This is a genomic window from Sphingobium sp. B10D7B (assembly GCF_025961955.1).
GTDB lineage: Bacteria > Pseudomonadota > Alphaproteobacteria > Sphingomonadales > Sphingomonadaceae > Sphingobium.
In genome coordinates, this window is sequence record NZ_JAOQOQ010000001.1 from 3,500,893 (window position 1) to 3,518,956 (window position 18,064).

Annotated in this window: 16 protein-coding genes; 13 read left to right on the forward strand and 3 right to left on the reverse strand. The window is 65.9% G+C overall.

Going from position 1 to position 18,064, the window contains the following annotated elements; translation table 11 throughout:
* The first annotated feature begins 1 nt into the window (after nucleotide 1).
* From M2331_RS16510 to M2331_RS16540, 7 genes are all read left to right on the forward strand, one after another.
* Nucleotides 2-2,233, forward strand: coding sequence for a PQQ-dependent dehydrogenase, methanol/ethanol family (locus tag M2331_RS16510; RefSeq protein WP_264592429.1), 2,232 nt, complete (start codon nucleotides 2-4; stop codon nucleotides 2,231-2,233).
* 129 nt (nucleotides 2,234-2,362) lie between these two features.
* Nucleotides 2,363-3,784, forward strand: a complete 1,422-nt coding sequence (locus M2331_RS16515; protein ID WP_181558390.1) for an MFS transporter — start codon at nucleotides 2,363-2,365, stop codon at nucleotides 3,782-3,784.
* A gap of 44 nt (nucleotides 3,785-3,828) precedes the next feature.
* The gene (locus M2331_RS16520; protein ID WP_181558391.1) at nucleotides 3,829-4,293 is read left to right on the forward strand and encodes a DUF3237 domain-containing protein; all 465 of its coding nucleotides are present in this window, start codon (nucleotides 3,829-3,831) and stop codon (nucleotides 4,291-4,293) included.
* A 2-nt stretch (nucleotides 4,294-4,295) separates the two neighbouring features.
* On the forward strand, nucleotides 4,296-4,769 hold the full coding sequence (locus tag M2331_RS16525; protein ID WP_181558392.1) for a nuclear transport factor 2 family protein: 474 nt from the start codon (nucleotides 4,296-4,298) through the stop codon (nucleotides 4,767-4,769).
* A 173-nt stretch (nucleotides 4,770-4,942) separates the two neighbouring features.
* Nucleotides 4,943-5,731, forward strand: coding sequence for an SDR family oxidoreductase (locus tag M2331_RS16530; RefSeq protein ID WP_181558393.1), 789 nt, complete (start codon nucleotides 4,943-4,945; stop codon nucleotides 5,729-5,731).
* A 69-nt stretch (nucleotides 5,732-5,800) separates the two neighbouring features.
* Entirely contained in the window at nucleotides 5,801-6,481 is a 681-nt protein-coding gene (locus tag M2331_RS16535) for an epoxyqueuosine reductase QueH (RefSeq protein ID WP_181558394.1), read from the forward strand.
* Between the two features lie 89 nt (nucleotides 6,482-6,570).
* A complete protein-coding gene (locus M2331_RS16540; protein WP_181558395.1) occupies nucleotides 6,571-7,323 on the forward strand; it encodes an SDR family oxidoreductase in 753 nt (250 codons plus the stop codon).
* Between the two features lie 79 nt (nucleotides 7,324-7,402).
* Here the strand turns inward: M2331_RS16540 and M2331_RS16545 are convergent, their stop codons facing one another.
* Nucleotides 7,403-7,537 carry an entericidin A/B family lipoprotein gene (locus M2331_RS16545; RefSeq protein ID WP_181558396.1) on the reverse strand — a complete coding sequence of 45 codons (135 nt, stop codon included), beginning with the start codon at nucleotides 7,535-7,537 and terminating at the stop codon, nucleotides 7,403-7,405.
* Nucleotides 7,538-7,723: 186 nt separating this feature from the next.
* Between M2331_RS16545 and M2331_RS16550 the strand changes: the two genes are divergently transcribed.
* Nucleotides 7,724-8,281 (forward strand): NADPH-dependent FMN reductase, encoded by a 558-nt coding sequence (locus tag M2331_RS16550; protein ID WP_181558397.1) that lies wholly within the window; start codon nucleotides 7,724-7,726, stop codon nucleotides 8,279-8,281.
* A 7-nt stretch (nucleotides 8,282-8,288) separates the two neighbouring features.
* Here the strand turns inward: M2331_RS16550 and M2331_RS16555 are convergent, their stop codons facing one another.
* Nucleotides 8,289-8,567 (reverse strand): hypothetical protein, encoded by a 279-nt coding sequence (locus M2331_RS16555; RefSeq protein ID WP_181558398.1) that lies wholly within the window; start codon nucleotides 8,565-8,567, stop codon nucleotides 8,289-8,291.
* A 154-nt stretch (nucleotides 8,568-8,721) separates the two neighbouring features.
* Here M2331_RS16555 and M2331_RS16560 point away from each other — a divergent pair, with 154 nt between their 5' ends.
* The 5 genes from M2331_RS16560 to M2331_RS16580 all read left to right on the forward strand — a co-directional run bounded on the left by M2331_RS16560 (nucleotide 8,722) and on the right by M2331_RS16580 (nucleotide 17,556).
* Nucleotides 8,722-12,066 carry a DUF2126 domain-containing protein gene (locus M2331_RS16560; RefSeq protein WP_181558399.1) on the forward strand — a complete coding sequence of 1,115 codons (3,345 nt, stop codon included), beginning with the start codon at nucleotides 8,722-8,724 and terminating at the stop codon, nucleotides 12,064-12,066.
* Nucleotides 12,067-12,080: 14 nt separating this feature from the next.
* Entirely contained in the window at nucleotides 12,081-14,564 is a 2,484-nt protein-coding gene (locus tag M2331_RS16565) for a circularly permuted type 2 ATP-grasp protein (protein WP_181558400.1), read from the forward strand.
* Nucleotides 14,565-14,587: 23 nt separating this feature from the next.
* Nucleotides 14,588-15,484 carry a transglutaminase family protein gene (locus M2331_RS16570; protein WP_181558401.1) on the forward strand — a complete coding sequence of 299 codons (897 nt, stop codon included), beginning with the start codon at nucleotides 14,588-14,590 and terminating at the stop codon, nucleotides 15,482-15,484.
* A 132-nt stretch (nucleotides 15,485-15,616) separates the two neighbouring features.
* Nucleotides 15,617-16,411: a DUF1206 domain-containing protein gene (locus tag M2331_RS16575; protein ID WP_181558402.1), complete on the forward strand. Its 795-nt coding sequence runs from the start codon at nucleotides 15,617-15,619 to the stop codon at nucleotides 16,409-16,411.
* 71 nt (nucleotides 16,412-16,482) lie between these two features.
* The gene (locus M2331_RS16580) at nucleotides 16,483-17,556 is read left to right on the forward strand and encodes an AI-2E family transporter (protein ID WP_181558403.1); all 1,074 of its coding nucleotides are present in this window, start codon (nucleotides 16,483-16,485) and stop codon (nucleotides 17,554-17,556) included.
* Between the two features lie 119 nt (nucleotides 17,557-17,675).
* Here the strand turns inward: M2331_RS16580 and rpsT are convergent, their stop codons facing one another.
* Entirely contained in the window at nucleotides 17,676-17,939 is a 264-nt protein-coding gene (rpsT, locus tag M2331_RS16585) for a 30S ribosomal protein S20 (protein WP_181558404.1), read from the reverse strand.
* Nucleotides 17,940-18,064 lie beyond the last annotated feature (125 nt).

Consider the following 18,064-nt stretch of genomic DNA (forward strand, 5'->3'; position numbering starts at 1 on the left):
AGTGTCCGGGCGTCCTGCCGTGCGGCCTTCCGGTGTGTCGAGCCTGCTTGGCGCCATGCTGGGCCTTGCCCTGCTGGCGGCCTGCTCGAACGCGCCACCCGGCAGCATGGCGGGACCGCCTCCGTTCGGTGCGGGCGACGATTGGGACAATCCGGGCGGGGATTGGGCGGAAAGTCGCTATTCCCGCCTCACCGATGTCGACAAGACCAATGTGGGTAGGCTCGGCCTCGCCTGGGAGTATGATCTCGGCACCACCCGCGTGCAGGAAGCGACGCCGGTCGTCATCGACGGGGTGATGTATACGTCGGGCAATCTCGGCCGGGCCTATGCGCTGGACGCGGCAACGGGCCGGCAACTCTGGGCCTTCTCGCCCGAGGTCGACATGCAGGTCAATCGCTACGCCTGTTGCGATCAGGCCAATCGCGGCGTGGCGGTGGCGGACGGCAAACTGTTCGTCGCCGCGCTCGACGGATGGCTCTATGCGCTCGACCAGAAGACCGGCGCGGTCGTCTGGAAGGCGGACAGTTTTCTCGATCGCAGTCGGGCCTATACCAGCACCGGCGCGCCGGAAGTGGCGGGCGACCTCGTCATCATCGGCAATGCCGGTGCGGAATATGACACGCGCGGCTATGTCATCGCGTTCGACATCCGCACCGGCAAGGAGGTCTGGCGCTTCTACACCATACCGCGCGACCCCGCGCTGGGGCCGCAGGAAAGCAAGGCGCTGGAGGCGGCGCTCAAGACCTGGAACCCGAAAAGTCGCTGGGATATCGGCGGCGGCGGCACGGCATGGGATGCGATCACCTACGATTCTGAATTCGATCAGGTCATCATCGGCGTCGGCAATGGCGGACCTTATGCGCAGGCAATCCGTTCGCCGGGCGGCGGGGATAATCTCTACCTGAGTTCGCTGGTCGCGCTCGACCGCAAGACGGGCGCGATGAAATGGCATTTTCAGGAAACGCCGGGCGACAACTGGGATTTCACCTCCGTCCAGCCGATGATCCTGACGCGCATGGCCGTGAACGGCGCCGAGCGCCCCGTGCTGCTGCACACGCCCAAGAACGGCTTCTTCTTCATGCTGGACCGGGAGACGGGCAAGCCGCTCGCTGTGCACAGGATGGTGCGCACAAGCTGGGCTTCGGGCTGGGACCTCAAGACCGGCAAGCCGATCGCCACGCCCGAATATTCGGACATCAATGCGGGTCCCAAGCTGGTCTTCCCGGCCCCGCCCGGTGCACGCAACTGGTATGGCGCGGCTTATGATCCGCAGCGCAAGATGTACGTCGCCCATTTTCTCGACATGGGCAATCTCATCATGGTGCCGCACGCCAATCTGACGATGCCGCGGCGCAAGCTGGCGCTGAACGCGGGCACGGAATCGATCTTCACGCCCTTTCTGGAAGCGGCGCTCCCCGGTCTGCCCAAGGATGTGCAGAAGACCATCACCGATCTGCCGCAATGGCAATGGGTGAAGGATAAGCCCTGGGCGGCCGATGTGCGCGCCGTTGATCCGGTGACCGGCAGGACGATCTGGAGCTATCCGCGCGAGGACGGCTGGCAGGACCGCAGTGGCGTACTCGCGACGCAGAGCGGCCTCACCATCTTCGGCACGCTGTCGGGTAAGCTGGTCATCCTGGATTCCGATACCGGCAAGGTGCTGCGCACGATCGACACCGGTCGCTCGATCCTTGCCGCCCCCATGACCTACCGGGTGAAGGGCGTGCAATATATCGCGGTGCAGACCGGCTGGGGCGGGGGCGGCTGGGGCTTGGTCCCCGATTATTCCGCCGCCTATGCCAAGGGGAACGCCAATCGCATCCTGGTCTTTCGGCTGGATGGCGGACCAGTGCCGATCCCGCCGGACGTCCCGCCGGAGGGGCCGATCCCGGCCCCGCCCGTGCAGATCTCCGGCACCGATGCCGATCGGTTGGCGAAGGGACGGGTGCTCTTCTCAAAGAATTGTTCGATCTGCCATTCCAACATGCCGCGCGCGCCGCTGCCGAGCCTGACCCGCATGAGCGAGGGCGCGCATCAGGCGTTCGAGCAGATCGTGCTGGAAGGGCTGCTGCTGCCCAACGGAATGCCGCGCTGGGACGATCTGCTGACGCGCGCCGACGTGCAGGCGATCCACGCCCATCTGATCGATCTGCAGAGCAAGGCATATGCCCGTCAGCAGGCCGGAGCGCCGCCGGAAACCCCGATCTACTCCCGCATCACCACGGCCAACTGATGAGAGCATGAGCGAGATGGATGATATATTCTCACTGTTCGGAAGGGTATCGCTCTCGAGAGATGTGGAGAGGCGTCCCCTGAGGATGAGCATCCTTGTCTGCCCGGCCTCGGACGCGGGTGGTCGCGTATGACCGGCGCAGCGACGGCCCTGCCCGAGCAGGATGGCATCGACATTTTCGAATCGGCCCGGCTCAAGCCGCGCTACTGGCTGCTCGTCGTCCTGTTGATGACGCAGGGCCTGTTCGAGTTTTTCGATTTCTACATCATCGGCTTTCTGGTCAGCGTCATCGGGCCGGAATGGAACCTCACCTTCGGCCAGGTCTCTATCGTGCTGCTCTCGGCGGGCGTGGGTCAATTGGTGGGTGCGCTACCCTTCGCCTGGTTCGCGGATCGTTACGGGCGCAAGCCGGCGCTGATTTCCGGCATCGTGCTCTATTCGTTGGCGGCCGGCTGCGCGGCCTTCGTGCCGGACGGGAGCTGGGTGCTGTTCGCGCTCCTGCGCTTCATCGTCGGGGTGGGCTATGGCGGCACGCAGATCACCTTGCTGATAGAGATCGCGCCGACGCGCTGGCGCACCATGATCGCAAGTGCGAGCGGCCTGATCGCGCCCGGCGGGGTGTTGCTGGCCTCGTTGCTGGTCGCCAATTTCCTGCCGACCATCGGCTGGCGCGGCCTCGCCCTGCTCGGTTTCTTCCCGCTCGTCATCGCCTTCGCACTCTACTTCCTGGTGCCGGAATCGGTCCGCTGGCTGGTCTCCCAGGGCCGCGCGACCGAAGCGCATGATGTGCTCGCCAAATATGTTGATCTGCCCAAAGACCAGATCCCGCTGCCGCGCGTGCCCAAGGAAGTGCGCCGCGCGCGCCTGCGCGACATCGCCTTGTATCCAGGTCGCTTCTGGCTGATCGTGGCGACCAGCTCGGGGCTCGGCATCGCGGGCTTCGGCGTGGCCTTGTGGGGCCCAACGGTGCTCACCATGCTGCTCAAGATCCAGCCGGCCGAGGCGGCTGCCTATTTCGTGTTCGTGAGCATCGCAGGCATCGCCGGTCGGGCGCTGTGGACGGTCACCCCGCATTTCATCGGTCGCTGGCGCTCCGCGCTTATCTGCCTGTTCGGCACGGCGGTGACGATCAGCGCGGCGGCCTTCCTGCACCCTTATTTCGTGGCCGGCGTGCCGGTCTTCCTGCTGTGCCTGATGTGCGGATCGCTATTCTACGATGGCGGGGCCTCCAACAGCTCGCCTTACGGAACGGAATTGTTCCCGGTCCGCCTCGCCGGGCTGGGCGGCGGCCTCGTCCAGATGGTCAGCGGCTTCGGAAAGCTGCTCGGGCCGATCATTCTCGCGCTGATCGCCGGCAGCGGCAATCTGCTCTCGCCGCAGGCAACGGAAGCCGCGATCACGCCCGGCTTCCTCACGCTCGCCGCCTTTGCCGTCATCGGCTTCCTCGCCACCTCGATGCTGCGATACGAAACCCATGGCGTCCGCATGGTGACGGACGAGGACGATTTCGTTTCCGGCAAGGTCAACGCCAAGCCGCCGCCGTTCGCCTGAGCGCCGCCACCCCCTCCGTTCACACCCACATGCAAGGAACCGGTATGCAGCCGCCTGAACTGGAATATGTCTTCACCATCGAGATCGATCTGAGCCCCCGCTTTCGCTACGGCCCGACCACGGACGGGCTGGAGCGCGGCTATGTGGGCGTGCTCGGCGGCCGCATCACCGGCCCGCGCCTCAACGGGCGCATCGTGCCCCACACCGGCGGGGACTGGCCCAGCATCCGTCCGGACCAGACCTGCGACTTCAATGCGCGTTACCTGATCGAGGCCGATGACGGCACGCTGATCCAACTGCGCAACACCGGCGTGCGCCATGGACCCAAGGAAGTGCTGGATCGCCTGCAGAATTATGAGCCCGTCGACCCCTCCGAATATTATATGCGGGTGACGCCGCAGTTCGATGCACCGGAAGGGCCGCATGGCTGGCTCAGCCGGACCGTGTTCATCGGCAAGACAGACCGGCAGAAGACCAAGTCCGTGTTCAACTATTGGGCGGTGCTCTGAACATGGCGGAGTCCTCTGCAGGGCTGTTTCCGGTGGATCGGGCGATCGCGCAGGGCGCGGTCGTCGATCCGGCACAGGCCGGGAGCGCCGATCATGTCGCGCTGACGGCGCGCAACCGGGCGTTGATGATCGACTTCGTGACGATCCTCTATGAACAGCGCGATCCCCGCCGAGCCTTTGAGCGATATGTCCATGAGGATTATATCCAGCACAATCCGATCATTGCCGATGGCCGCGAAAATGCGCTCAAATGGCTGGAGCCGGTCTTCTCCAAACCGGGCACGGAGATTCAGGTCCGGCGGGTGCTGGTGGATGGCGACTATGCCACCGTGCAGATCATCGGACGGATGGGGCCGGAGGATGGCGGCAGTGCGGTCATGAACATCTTCCGCATCGAGGACGGGCTGATCGTGGAGCATTGGGACGTGACGCAAGCGATGCCGGCGGAAACGGCAAGTGGGCGGCCTTTGGGATAAGAGGGATACGACATTTCCGTTCGTCATTCCCGCGAACGCGGGAATCCAGGACCGAGCCGAATTTCCATCGCGCTCCTAGATTCCCGCGTCCGCGGGAATGACGGAGGGTGGTGGTGTCTGCTGCTCGCCGACGCTAGGCTGGCGCCGAACGAAGAATACAGGAGAGGCAAGCCATGGATCTGGGCATCAGGGGCCGCAAGGCGATCGTCAACGGCGCCAGCGCCGGCATGGGCAAGAGCGCGGCGATGGCGCTGGCCCGCGAGGGCGTGGACCTGTTCATCTCGGCGCGGGGCGAGGACCGGCTGATGCGCGCGGCGCAGGAGATTGCCGATGAGACCGGCGCGCGGGTCCTGCCAATCGTCGCCGATCATGCCAGCGCCGAGGGGCGCGAGCGCATTCTGGCGGCCTGCCCGGAGCCGGACATTCTCGTCGGCACCTGCGCGCCCCCGCCGATGACGCCGGACTATCGCGCGATCACGGACGAACAATGGCAGAGCGCCATCGAAATTTCGCTGCTCTCGCCTATCGAATTCATGCGCCGGGTGCTCGATGGCATGGTGGAGCGCCGATGGGGCCGGGTGGTGAATATCGCCACGGTGGCGGCGAAATATCCTGGCGAAATCCGGGCGCTCTCGGGCAGCACGCGGGCGGCGCTGGTGAACTACAGCGTCGCCGTCTCGAAGGTGGTAGCCAAGCACAATGTCGTCATCAACAACCTGCTGCCGGGCATGCACCACACCGCGACAGTCGAGGACCAGTTCAATGCCCGCGCGAAGGCCAAGGGCACAACCTATGAGGATGAGGTCGCCGAGTTCGTGCGAGACTGGCGGATCGCCAGCGGGCGCTTCGGCAATGCGGGCGATGTCGGGGCTTTCGTGGCGATGTTCTGCAGCGAGTTTGCCAACTACACCACGGGGCAGAGCCTCACCATCGACGGCGGTGCCACGACCTCGACCTTTTAGGGGCGGGCACGCGCTGCTGAAGTCGCTCATAGGTGACGCGCACGCGGCGATCTGCTATGGGCGCGCGCCATGACGAACCCCAATAGCCTCGATTACGAACGCCCGGTCATCACGCCGCCCGATGGCGAGAAGAAGGTGCTGCTGCACAGCTGTTGCGCGCCCTGCTCGGGCGAGGTGATGGAAGCGATGACCGCGAGCGGCATCGACTACACCATCTTCTTCTACAATCCGAACATCCACCCCAAGGAGGAATATCTGCTGCGCAAGGAGGAGAATATCCGCTTTGCCGAGCAGCATAATATCCCCTTTGTCGATGCCGACTATGACACGGTGAACTGGTTCAAGCGCGCCAAGGGCATGGAGAATGAGCCCGAGCGGGGCGCGCGTTGCACGATGTGCTTCGACATGCGGTTCGAGCGCACGGCGCTCTACGCGCATGAGCATGGCTTCCCGGTCATCACCTCCTCGCTCGGTATCTCGCGCTGGAAGAACATGAACCAGATCAACGATTGCGGGGAGCGCGCGGCGGCGCATTATCCCGACATCAAATATTGGACGTTCAACTGGCGCAAGGGCGGCGGCGCGGCTCGGATGATCGAGATCAGCAAGCGCGAGCGCTTCTATCAGCAGGAATATTGCGGCTGCGTCTTCTCGCTGCGGGATACCAATGCGCACCGGGTGAGCCAAGGCCGTGAGGAAATCCGCATCGGCGAGCTGTATTATGGGGACGAGCCTTCCGCGCAGGACTGAGCCGCGCGGGAGGGGTTTGACCACAAGAAACGGGACGCGTCCTTCCGGCCGCGCGTCTAGCTGACCGGCTCCACTTATGGAGCTGGATCATGACATTACTGGATCGCAAAGTCGCCATCATCACTGGCGCGAGTTCGGGGATCGGGCGCGCCGCTGCGCTGCTGTTCGCGCAACAGGGCGCGGCCCTCGTGCTGGTTTCCCGACGCGAGGCGGCGCTTGAGAGCGTGGCCGAGTCCATCAGAGCGCAGGGTGGTCGTGCGGCCATTGTCGCGGGCGACGTGCGCGAGGAGGAGACGCACCGCCGAGCCGTTGCGGTCGCCTGTGAGACCTTCGGGGGGCTGCATATCGCGTTCAACAATGCCGGGCTTGTCGGGACGATGCAGCCGTTGGCAGATCTCACGCCGGAGGATTGGTCGCAGGTGCTGGCGGTCAACCTGACGGCGGCTTTCCTCGGCGCCCGCGCGCAGATTCCCGCCATGCTCGATCAAGGCGGCGGCGCGCTTGTCTTCACCGGCAGCTTCGTGGGCAACAGCGTCGGCTTGCCGGGCATGTCGGCTTATGGGGCGGCGAAGGCCGGGCTGCTTGGCCTCGTGCGCGGCATTACGGCAGATTATGGCGCGCAGGGCATCCGCGCCAACGCTCTGCTACCGGGCGGGACAGCGACAGGGATGGCAGGCGATGCCGATCAGCAGGCCTGGGCGGCTAGTCTTCACGCGATGAAGCGGATCGCACAACCAGAAGAAATCGCGCAGGCGGCGCTATTTCTGGCCAGCGACATGGCGAGCTTTGTCACTGGCTCGGCGCTGTGGGCGGATGGGGGCAATGCCGCGGTCAAATTGTGATGCTGGGGACGTTGGCAGTCGGCGGGCGGGCTCTTGAAGGATCGGGCGGCCTTATCAAGGCCGCCCGTGTCACTCTCGCTTAGTTGCCGTCGATCACTTCCTGCCCGGCCTGACCAACCGATTCAATGTCCTTGCCGGCGCCTTTGACAGTCGCGCAAGCCTGGAGTGCGAGGGCCGCGCCGAGCAGCAGAATCAATGTGCCGCGCTGTTTCATGATCGTCTTCCTTTTGTTTGTTCCGGGCGATGAAATGCTTGAGCAACGGTTCGGTTGCGATTCCCGGTCGGCAGGCGCAGGTTGCAGGGAAGGTGTCAGGGAACGCGTGCCTCGTCGGGCCGTTCAGGAAGCTGAGACGGCTGCGCCTCGACCGCGCCGGATAGCAACCAGATGAAAGGGTCAGTGATGAGCGGGAAGATCGATGTCGCGGTAATCGTGGGCAGTCTGCGCAAGGACTCGTATAACCGCAAGGCGGCGCTGGAGCTGGCGCGCCTCGCCGATGACGATATGGCGCTGCGGATCGTGGAGATCGGCGATTTGCCGCATTATGATGAAGATGCGGAGACCGACAGTCCGCCGGCAGCTTGGACGCGCTTTCGCAAGGAGATCGCCCCGGCCGACGCGTTGCTGTTCGTCACGCCCGAATATAACCGCTCGGTGCCGGGCGTGCTCAAAAACGCCATCGACGTTGGCTCGCGGCCCTATGGCCAGAGCGTGTGGATGGGTAAGCCCGCGGCGATCATGACCGTCTCGCCCGGAGCGCTGGGCGGGTTCGGCGCCAATCATCATCTGCGCCAGATGCTGGTGTTTCAGGATACGCCGATCCTCCAGCAGCCCGAGGCCTATGTCGGCAACGCGGCCAAGCTGTTCGAGGATGACGGCCGGCTGACGGACAAGAAGACGGAGGATTTTTTCCGCAGCTTCCTCGACGCATTTCGCAAGCTGATCGACCGGGCGGGCTGACCGCCGCTCAGTTCACGATCGACTTGAGGCGTCGCCAGATTCGCGTGCGCAGCGGCGTGCGCGATTCGATGCTGAGGCCACGCGCACGAGCTGCCCGCATGAGATCGCGGGTCAGCGCGCGCAACTGGCGGTCGTTGAGTGCCGTCGACACCCGGTGATGGCCGCCGCGCATGCCGCTTTCGGCGATATGCAGCGTCAGGATGACGCCATGGTCCGCGCCGCGCCGCTCCCAATCGATAAGCGCCCCGGAAATATACTCCTGTCGCCTGAAATCCTGTTCCGCCATGCCTTCCTCTGTTGCGCCCGGCTTGCGCGCCGTCCTGCTCGTGCAATCCCTGACCGCCGTTTCTTAACGTTTTGGAAAGGCCGGGCCGAGCCGTTGGCCCACCGGGCGCGCATTGTCTATTGCGCATTGCACAATATTCGCATTCACTGCGCGGATGCTCAAAGCTGCAGTCTATCATCGCACGGCCTATCACTACAGCAGGCCGATCCGTCTCGGGCCGCAGATCATCCGGCTTCGACCCGCGCCGCATAGCCGCACCAAGGTGCCGAACTATGCCCTGCGGATCGAGCCGGAGGGCCATTTCATCAATTGGCAGCAGGACCCGCACGGCAATTGGCAGGCGCGGCTCGTCTTTCCCGATCCGGTCGACCGTTTCGTGGTGGAAGTGGATCTGCTCGCCGATCTCGACGTCATCAATCCGTTCGATTTCTTCGTCGAGCCTTATGCCGAGGAATATCCGTTCGCTTATGACGAGGCGCTGAAGACGGATCTGGCCGCCTATTTCGAGGTCGAGGCGCAGGGGCCGCTGTTCGAGGCGCTGGTGGCGCAGCACGCAGGCCATCAGGGCCGCACCATCGATTTTCTGGTGGAGATCAATCGCCAGCTCGAACAGCGCATCGGCTATGTCATCCGCATGGAAACCGGGGTGCAGACCCCGGAAGAGACCCTGCAGATCGGCACCGGCTCTTGCCGGGATAGCGCCTGGCTGCTGGTGCAACTGGTGCGGCGGCTGGGCTTCGCGGCGCGGTTCGTCTCGGGCTATTCGATCCAGCTCGTTGCGGATGTCGAGCCGGTGGAAGGCCCCAAGGGCGTGACGCGCGACGTGGTCGATCTCCATGCCTGGGCGGAAGTCTATGTGCCGGGCGCCGGCTGGATCGCGCTGGATGCCACTTCCGGCATGTTCGCCGGCGAGGGGCATATCCCGCTCTGTGCATCGCCCCATTATCGCTCGGCTTCGCCCATTGAGGGGCTGGCCGAGCCGGCGGAAGTGGACTTCCGCTTCGAGATGCGCGTCTCGCGCATTGCCGAGGCGGTGCGGATCACCAAGCCGTTCACCGATGAGCGCTGGGCCGCCGTGCAGGCGCTGGGCGAGCAGGTGGACGCCGACCTCGTCGCGCAGGATGTGCGGCTGACCACCGGCGGCGAGCCGACCTTCGTCGCCGAGAATGGCGGGCAGGAGGATGAGTGGAACGGCGGCGCCGTCGGCCCGACCAAGCAGGGCTATGCGGACAAGCTCGTGCGAGCGCTGCGGGAGAAATTCGCGCCGGGCGGGATGCTCCACCACGGTCAGGGCAAATGGTATCCCGGCGAGAGCCTGCCGCGCTGGGCCTATGCGGTCTACTGGCGCAAGGATGGCGTGCCGGTGTGGCGCGACCCGATGCTGATCGCGCGGGAAGAGGCCGAGGGCAAGCCGATCGCGACGCCGGCGCTTGCCGCGCGCTTTCTGGCGACTATCGCCGCAGGCCTTGAGGTTCAGCCCGATTATGTCGCCCCGGTTTATGAGGATGAGCAGGAGTGGGCGCGCAAAGCGGAAGATTTGCCCGTCAATGTGACGCCAGACGATAACAGGCTCAGCGATGTCGAGGCGCGCGAGCGGATGAAGAAGGCGTTTGCGATGGGGCTGGTCGAGCCCGTCGGCTACGCCTTGCCCATCCAGCGCTGGCAGGCTGCGCAAACCAAGCCACGCTGGCAGAGCGAGGTCTGGGCGGTGCGCCGGGGCAAGCTCCATGCCGTGCCGGGCGACAGCTCGCTGGGCTACCGCTTGCCGCTGGGCTCGCTGCCCTTCGTGCCGCCGGCCGACTTCCCCTACATCCACCCGCGCGACACGAGCGAACCCCGCGAGCCGCTGGCGGACTATCATATCCAGCGTGCGGAGCGGGCGCACCGGCCGGATGTGCGCGAGCAGATGGTTGCCTCCCGCGCGGAGGCCGGCGGCGCGGCAGCGCAGGAGTGGGTGGAGCAGGAGATCATCGAGGGCGCGGTGCGCACCGCGATCACCGTCGAGCCCAAGGCACATTATCTCTCCGTCTTCCTGCCGCCGGTGCGCGAATTGGAGGATTATCTGGAGCTGATCGCGCATGTGGAGGCCGCAGCCTGCGCCATGCGCGTCGAAGTGCGGATTGAAGGCTACGCCCCCCCGCCCGATCCGCGCCTGCAGGTGCTCAAGATCACGCCCGATCCCGGCGTCATCGAGGTCAATGTGCAGCCGGTCGCGACATGGGGCGAGACGGTCGAGCTGACCGAAACGCTCTACGATGTTGCGCGAGCGCTCAAGCTCACGGCCGACAAGTTCATGGTCGACGGGCGCGCGGTGGGGACGGGTGGCGGCAATCATCTCGTGCTCGGCGGGCCGAGCCTCACCGATTCGCCGTTCATCCGCCGGCCGGACCTGCTCAAGAGCTTCGTGCTCTACTGGCAGCGCCATCCTTCGCTCAGCTATCTCTTCTCCGGCCTGTTCATTGGCCCCACCAGCCAGGCACCCCGCATCGACGAGGCGCGGCATGACGGGCTGTACGAGCTGGAGGTGGCGCTGGCGCAGGTGCCGAAACCGGGGGAAGGCGCCACGCCGCCGCCCTGGCTGGTCGACCGGCTGTTCCGCAACCTGCTGGTTGACGTGACCGGCAACACGCACCGCACCGAGATCTGCATCGACAAGATGTTCTCGCCCGATGGGCCGACCGGGCGGCTGGGGCTGGTCGAGTTCCGAGGCTTCGAGATGCCGCCGGATGCGCGGATGAGCCTGGCCCAGCAATTGCTGCTGCGCGCGCTCACCGCCTGGTTCTGGCGTGCGCCGCAGGAGGGCAATCTCGTGCGCTGGGGCACCCGCCTGCACGATCGCTTCATGCTGCCCCATTTCGTCTGGGAGGATTTTCTCGATGTGCTCGGCGACCTCCGCCGGGCCGGCTATGATTTCGATCCCAACTGGTTCGAGGCTCAGAAGCAGTTCCGTTTCCCGGTCCATGGGGCGGTGCGGGCCGGCGGGCTGGACCTGGAGATTTCCCATGCGCTGGAGCCCTGGCATGTGCTCGGCGAAACCGGCGCAATCGGCGGGACCGTGCGCTATGTGGACAGCTCCACGGAGCGGCTGCAGGTGCGCGTTTCAGGGCTGGTCGAGGGGCGGCATGTCGTCGCCTGCAACGGCCGCCGCGTGCCACTGGCACCCACCGGCGTGGCAGGCGAGGCCGTGGGCGGCGTGCGGTACAAGGCCTGGGCTCCCTCGGACTGTCTCCACCCGCGCCTGCCGGTCAATGCGCCGCTGACCTTCGACGTGTTCGACGCGTGGAGCGGTCGGTCGCTGGGTGGCTGCGTCTATCATGTGGCGCATCCGGGCGGACGCAATTATGACGACGTGCCGGTGAATGCCTATGAGGCCGAGGCGCGGCGCAAGGCGCGGTTCCAGGACCATGGCCATACGCCGGGCTCCATGGCGCTGCCGCCGGATGAGAAAACGGGGGAATTTCCATTGACGCTCGATCTGCGACGGCCCGCGACCCTTTGAATGCGTCGCTTGCCATGACTGCCGGGGAAGAGGACATCGGCCAGGCCCTCGCGCGCTATGCGCGGGAAGCCGGGCGCGGTGACCTCATGCTCGCGGCGCAGGGCGATCCTGCCATGGCGCATCGCTGGGAAGCGATGTTCGGTGCCATTGCCAGCGCCGCGCGGGGCGGCTTCGCCGGTCTGCAGGCTCGGGCCGACCAGCAGGTCGTCGATCTCGGCATGGCCTTCCGCCTGACCGGCGAGGTCGAGGAGCGCGTCTGGCCGCTCAGTCCCGTGCCGATGCTGATCCACGCGACGCAGTGGCAGGGCATCGAGGCGGGTCTGGCGCAGCGAGCCGATCTGCTCGAACGGGTGCTGGACGATCTCTACGGCGAATGCAGCCTTGTCGCCAGCGGCGAGCTGCCGGCGGCGATCGTGGCCGGTGCGCCGGATTATTGGCGGCAGATGCGCGGCCTGCCGCCGCCGCGCGGCCACCGGCTGCAATTTTACGCGGTCGATCTGGCGCGCGGGCCGGATGGCGAATGGCGGGTGCTCGCCGATTATGTCCGCACGCCGGTCGGCGCCGGCTATGCGCTGGAAAACCGCCTCGCGATGACGCGCGCGACGGATGACGCGCTCGGCATCGTCAATTTCGTGCGACTGGCGCCCTTCTTCTCCGATTTCCGGCAGGGCCTCGCCGACATCTGTGCCCGGCCCGATCCGCGCATCGCGCTGCTCACGCAGGGGCGTTACAATCAGAGCTATGCCGAGCAGGCGCACCTCGCGCGCTATCTCGGCATCCTGCTGGTCGAGGGGCAAGACCTCACCGTGCGCGACGGGCAGCTTTACGTCCGCACCGTCGAGGGCGTGAAGCGGGTTGATGGGCTGTGGCGGCGGATGGGCACGGACCTGCTCGATCCGCTGGCGTTCGATTCGCGCTCGACCATCGGCGTGCCGGATATTTTCGAGGCGATGCGCCATGGCGGCCTTGTCATCGCCAACTGGCCCGGCGCCGGGGTGCTGGAGACGCCGGCACTCGCGGCCTTCCTGCCGCGCCTCTGCCGCAAGTTGCTCGGCGAGCCGCTGCGCATTCCCAATGTTGCGACATGGTGGTGCGGGCAAGCGAAGGAGCGCGCCCATGTCCGCGAGCAGGCGGACCGGCTGGCCATCGGCTCTGCCTTCGGCTTGCCGGTGCCGGCGATCCCCCATGGCCGCGCGCGCCTGGCCTCGCGCCTCAGCCCTGCCGAGAATGCCGCGTTCCTCGCCGAGCTGCAGCAGCGCCCGATGGATTATATCGGGCAGGAACTGGTGCAACTGTCCACCACGCCGGCGCTGGTCGATGGCGTGCTGCTGCCGCGCCCGTTCATCCTGCGCGCCTTCCTCGCCCGCGATGCGCATGGCCAGTGGCGCGCAATGCCGGGCGGGTTTGCGCGGCTTGCAGCCCATGACGACATGCGGGCGGTGCTGATGGGGCAGGGCGACATGTCCGCCGACGTCTGCATTGTCGCCGATGAACCGCAGACGGCAGTGGTCACGCTCGACAGCGGTGCGCCGGTCGCCATTCGCCGGGTCGCGGGCACGCTGCCCAGTAAGGCGGCGGATAACTTCTTTTGGCTCGCGCGATATCTGGAACGTGGCGAAATGGTGCTGCGCATGATCCGCGTGCTGATCGGCGGCAGCATCGAGGGGGAGGCGGCTTCCGCGCTCGACCGCCCGACGCTGGGCCGCGTGGCCGATACGCTGGTCGCCTGGGGCAGCGCCCGCAAGGACAAGCTGGGTGAAGGCACCGGCAAGCTTTGCGTCCATGCACTCAGCGATCCGGAGATGCCGGGTAGCGTCCAATCCCTGTTCGAGGCGGCCGAAGCGATTGGCCGGGGCCTGCGCGAGCGGCTGGCGGTGGATTTCTGGCGCTTGCTCAGCCGCCAGATCGACCGGGTGAGCGAAGCGCGCGAATCCCAGCTCATGGCGCATGTCGCGCGGCTGCTGGATCGTTGTGCGGCGCTCTCCGGCCTGTCTGCCGAGAATATGGTGCGCGGCGCCGGCTGGCGTTTCCTCGAACTGGGTCGGCGGCTCGAACGCGCCATCCACCTTTGCCGGCTGGCGCGCACCTTCGCCGGTGACGATGCCAATGGGCATGATCTCAACCTGTTGCTCGATCTTTGCGATTGCCAGATCAGCTATCGCACCCGCTATCTGTCCGGTCTGGCGCTGGCGCCGGTGCGCGACATGCTGCTGCTGGAGCCGGGCAATCCGCGCTCGCTGGCTTTTCAGGTCGATGCGATTCTCGATCATCTGCGCGCCTTGCCGACGCTGCGCGACGACGGGATGCCCGAGCCGCCGGTGCAACTTGCCCTGGCGCTCTCCGCCCGCCTGCACGCCGCCTCCGCCGAGATGCTCACGGCGCGCGATCTGGAGGTCATCGAGACAGCGCTGCTCGATCTCTCCGACCGGATCGATGATCGCTTCTTCCTCAAGGGCGAGGATGCGCCACGCGCCTCCGGCATGACGCGGCTGGCATAGATGAGGCGGATGTATAACAGGCGATGAGATATCGGGTCAGCCACATCATTCGCGTCGATTATGATCCGCCCGTGCGGCTGGCGCATTTCAATCTGCGTCTCGCGCCCATCGCGTGGCCGGGTCAGCAGGTGCGGGACTATCGCCTCATCGTCGATCCTGTGCCCGACGTGCGCCAAGAGCGCGTCGGGGCCTATCCGTTCAACCTCACCCGCATCGAGATGCTCAAGCCGGTGGCCTCGCTGGAAGTGCGCTCCACCTTCATTGCCGATGTGAGCGAGGCCGAGCTGGATCTGCTTGGCGCCCAGATGAGCGTGACGGAGGTGGCGCAGGCCGCGCTAGCCGTCATGGATGTCGGGCCGATGTCCCCCGTGACCTATATCTTCCCATCCCGCTTGCTACCGCTCGTGCCGCAGATCGCCGCCTGGGCGCGGCCGCATCTGGCGCCCGATGCGGACTGCCTGAGCGCGGCACTGGCGCTGGCCCGGCACATTCAGGCGACCTTCCATTACGACACCAAGGCAACCGAAGCCGATACGCCGGTGGCCGAGGCCTTCTCCATCCGGCGCGGCGTCTGCCAGGATTTCGCGCACATCCTCATCGTCGCGCTGCGTGCCGCCGGTTTGCCGGCGGCTTATGTGAGCGGCTATCTGCGGACCGATCCGCCGCCGGGGCAAGCGCGGCTGGTCGGCGCGGACGCGATGCACGCCTGGGTGGCCTTGTGGTGCGGTCCCCTGCGCGGCTGGGTGGGGATCGATCCCACCAATGGCGTGCTCGCCAATGGCGATCATCTCGTCGTCGGCATGGGCCGGGATTATTCGGACATCTCGCCCATCGACGGCGTGTTCGTCGGCGGCCATTCCCAGAAGACCTTCAATTCCGTGGACGTGTCACCCATGGACAACCGCGCCACCACCGCCTGACCGTTGCATGGTCCAAGGCCTCCCTCATGAGCGACCTTTCCCGATCGAGCGGACCTGATCCGATCAGGGCGCATCGGCGCGGAACGTCGCTGCGCCCTGATCGTTAGCGTCGGTGAACAGGGAGATGCGCACATGGATACCGGAGCCAGACTGACGATGCTCGCGCGCGCGGGCTTCGCGACCCGTGGCGCGCTATACATCGTCATTGCCTTTCTCGTGTTGCGGGCCGGGCGGGCCGAGGATCCGTCGGGCGCGCTTGAGTATGTCGGCGATGGCGGCGGCATGATTCTCCTCGGCCTGATGGCGGCGGGATTGATCGGCTATGGGCTCTGGCGGCTTTCGGACGCTGCCTTCAACATCGAGCGGCATGATGATGATACCAAGGGCAAGATCAGCCGCGTGGGCGCGGCGGCGAGCGGCCTGATCCACCTGTTTCTGGCGTGGCAGGCGATCCGGTTGATGCAGGGCACCTCCGGTGGCTCGGGCGGCGGGACGGAGGAAGGCGCACAGAGCGCCCTCCAACTGCCCGGTGGCTTTATCCTGCTCATCATCGGCGGCCTGATCCTGATCGGCACGGGGCTGTATCAGCTCTTCAAGGCCGCCAAGGGCAGCTACTTGAAGCATCTGGAATCGCAGGTCGCACGCAAGGCCTGGGCACAATGGACCGGTCGACTGGGCTATGCGGCGCGTGGGATTATCTTCCTGATCACCGGCGGCTTTCTGGTCTCTGCGGGGCTGGATTCTCAGGCGAGCGAGGCCGGCGGCATGTCGGACGCGCTCGCTTGGCTGACCAACCCCTGGGACATCCTGATTGCCATCGGCTTGCTCGGCTTTGGCATGTTCAGCCTGATCGAAGCGCGTTACCGGCGCCTGCAGACCGTTTCGGCCGGCCCTTTGGCAAGCGGCGCGTCGCGCTTCGGCTGGTGAGCGGGAACCCAACGGTACATTGCACAGGCATCGCTAAGCATTAAGCTGCGGCGAACGATAAGGGGGATGTCATGACAGTTCAGCAGCGCGACGCGGATCCGGCGCCGCGCGAACGGCAAGGTCCGGGCGCGCGGATCGCCATGGCGACCGTGATCATTCTGGCGGTCGTGGGCACCGCGTGGCTGTTCGTCAAAATGTCCGGCCTGCTGCTGCTGGTCTTCGCAGCGCTGGTGCTGGCGGCTATTCTCGATGCCATCACCCGCGTCATCTGCCGCATCCCCAAGCTGCCGCGCGGACTTGGGCTGGCTCTTGCGGTGGTGACGCTGCTGGCGGTCATCACCGGCGCTTTCACGCTGTTCGGCACGCAGATCGTGGGCGAGTTCGACACCATCCGGGACAGCATCCCGCCCGCCATCGACCAGGTGCAGGCGCTGCTGGAGCGGTTTGGTCTCGGCGACGCCACCCGCGACCTGATCGAGCAGGGTCAGGGCGACCTTTCCAACCTTCTGTCTCAGGCCGGCGGTTATGCGCTCACGGCGGGCAACGGCATCGCCAATCTGGTGCTGCTGTTCGTCGGCGCCATCTTCATCGCCAGCGATCCCGCCGTCTATCGGCGCGGCCTCATCTTGCTGATGCCCCAGCGGGCCGAATCCCCGCTCGGCGAGGCACTCGATGATGCGGTGCGCGGCTTGCGAGGCTGGATGATGGGACAGGCTGTCTCGTCGGTGGTCGTGGCGGCGTTGACCTGGGCCGGGCTTGCGGCGTTGGGCGTGCCCGCAGCAGGCGGCCTTGGCATCATTGCGGGCCTGCTGGATGTGATCCCGATGATCGGCCCGATCATCGCGGGCGTGCCGGCCGTGTTGCTGGCCTTTACCGTGTCGCCGATGACTGCCCTGTGGACCACCCTGGTGTTCCTCGTCATCCAACAATTGCAGGGCAATTTCCTGCAGCCAATGATTCAGAAACAAGCCGTGGACGTGCCGCCCGCCGTGCTGCTCTTCGCGGTAGTGGCGGCCGGGCTTCTGTTCGGCTTCATGGGCATGCTGCTGGCTGCGCCGCTGACGGTGGTGGTCTTCGTGATGGTCCAGCGCATCTATGTGCGCACGCTGCTTGGGAAGAAGATCAAGATCGCCGGGCAGGACTGACGAGCCCGCGAGAGGCGCGGCTGATCATGAGGGACGGGAGGGGCCAGCCGCTCGTCCGGACAACAAAAAAGGCGCCGGAAAGTCCGACGCCGTTCTTGTCTTGAAATCCGCGAGAGCGCTCAGGCCAGGCCGGCGACGCTCTTGGTCAGGCGGCTGAACTTGCGCGAGGCGGTGTTCTTGTGGAGCACGCCACGGGCCACGCCACGCGACAGCTCGGGCTGTGCGGCGGAAAGGGCTGCCTGCGCCGCCGACTTGTCACCCGCTGCGACCGCTGCTTCCACCTTCTTCACGAGGGTGCGGATGCGGCTCATGCGGCTACCGTTGATCTCGGCGCGACGTGCGTTGCGACGAATGCGCTTCTTTGCCTGCGGCGTATTGGCCATGAAATTCCTCGAACTCGAAACTGTTTTTGGGCGCGCGGCCCGACTCGCCAGGCGGAAGCCGCAGGCGCGCGAAGGCCGGGCCATTAGCCCTGATCCGGGACAGCGTCAACCGCCTTGTGGCGACA

What these genes read in the sequence shown, in the direction of transcription:
- M2331_RS16525 (WP_181558392.1), top strand. Translation starts at nt 4,296, where the DNA reads ATGGCGGAGTCCTCTGCAGGGCTGTTTCCGGTGGATCGGGCGATCGCG.
- M2331_RS16570 (WP_181558401.1), top strand. Translation starts at nt 14,588, where the DNA reads ATGAGATATCGGGTCAGCCACATCATTCGCGTCGATTATGATCCGCCC.
- M2331_RS16555 (WP_181558398.1), bottom strand. Translation starts at nt 8,567, where the DNA reads ATGGCGGAACAGGATTTCAGGCGACAGGAGTATATTTCCGGGGCGCTT.
- M2331_RS16520 (WP_181558391.1), top strand. Translation starts at nt 3,829, where the DNA reads ATGCAGCCGCCTGAACTGGAATATGTCTTCACCATCGAGATCGATCTG.
- M2331_RS16545 (WP_181558396.1), bottom strand. Translation starts at nt 7,537, where the DNA reads ATGAAACAGCGCGGCACATTGATTCTGCTGCTCGGCGCGGCCCTCGCA.
- M2331_RS16535 (WP_181558394.1), top strand. Translation starts at nt 5,801, where the DNA reads ATGACGAACCCCAATAGCCTCGATTACGAACGCCCGGTCATCACGCCG.
- M2331_RS16515 (WP_181558390.1), top strand. Translation starts at nt 2,363, where the DNA reads ATGACCGGCGCAGCGACGGCCCTGCCCGAGCAGGATGGCATCGACATT.
- M2331_RS16580 (WP_181558403.1), top strand. Translation starts at nt 16,483, where the DNA reads ATGACAGTTCAGCAGCGCGACGCGGATCCGGCGCCGCGCGAACGGCAA.
- M2331_RS16560 (WP_181558399.1), top strand. Translation starts at nt 8,722, where the DNA reads ATGCTCAAAGCTGCAGTCTATCATCGCACGGCCTATCACTACAGCAGG.
- rpsT (WP_181558404.1), bottom strand. Translation starts at nt 17,939, where the DNA reads ATGGCCAATACGCCGCAGGCAAAGAAGCGCATTCGTCGCAACGCACGT.
- M2331_RS16530 (WP_181558393.1), top strand. Translation starts at nt 4,943, where the DNA reads ATGGATCTGGGCATCAGGGGCCGCAAGGCGATCGTCAACGGCGCCAGC.
- M2331_RS16565 (WP_181558400.1), top strand. Translation starts at nt 12,081, where the DNA reads ATGACTGCCGGGGAAGAGGACATCGGCCAGGCCCTCGCGCGCTATGCG.
- M2331_RS16550 (WP_181558397.1), top strand. Translation starts at nt 7,724, where the DNA reads ATGAGCGGGAAGATCGATGTCGCGGTAATCGTGGGCAGTCTGCGCAAG.
- M2331_RS16540 (WP_181558395.1), top strand. Translation starts at nt 6,571, where the DNA reads ATGACATTACTGGATCGCAAAGTCGCCATCATCACTGGCGCGAGTTCG.
- M2331_RS16575 (WP_181558402.1), top strand. Translation starts at nt 15,617, where the DNA reads ATGGATACCGGAGCCAGACTGACGATGCTCGCGCGCGCGGGCTTCGCG.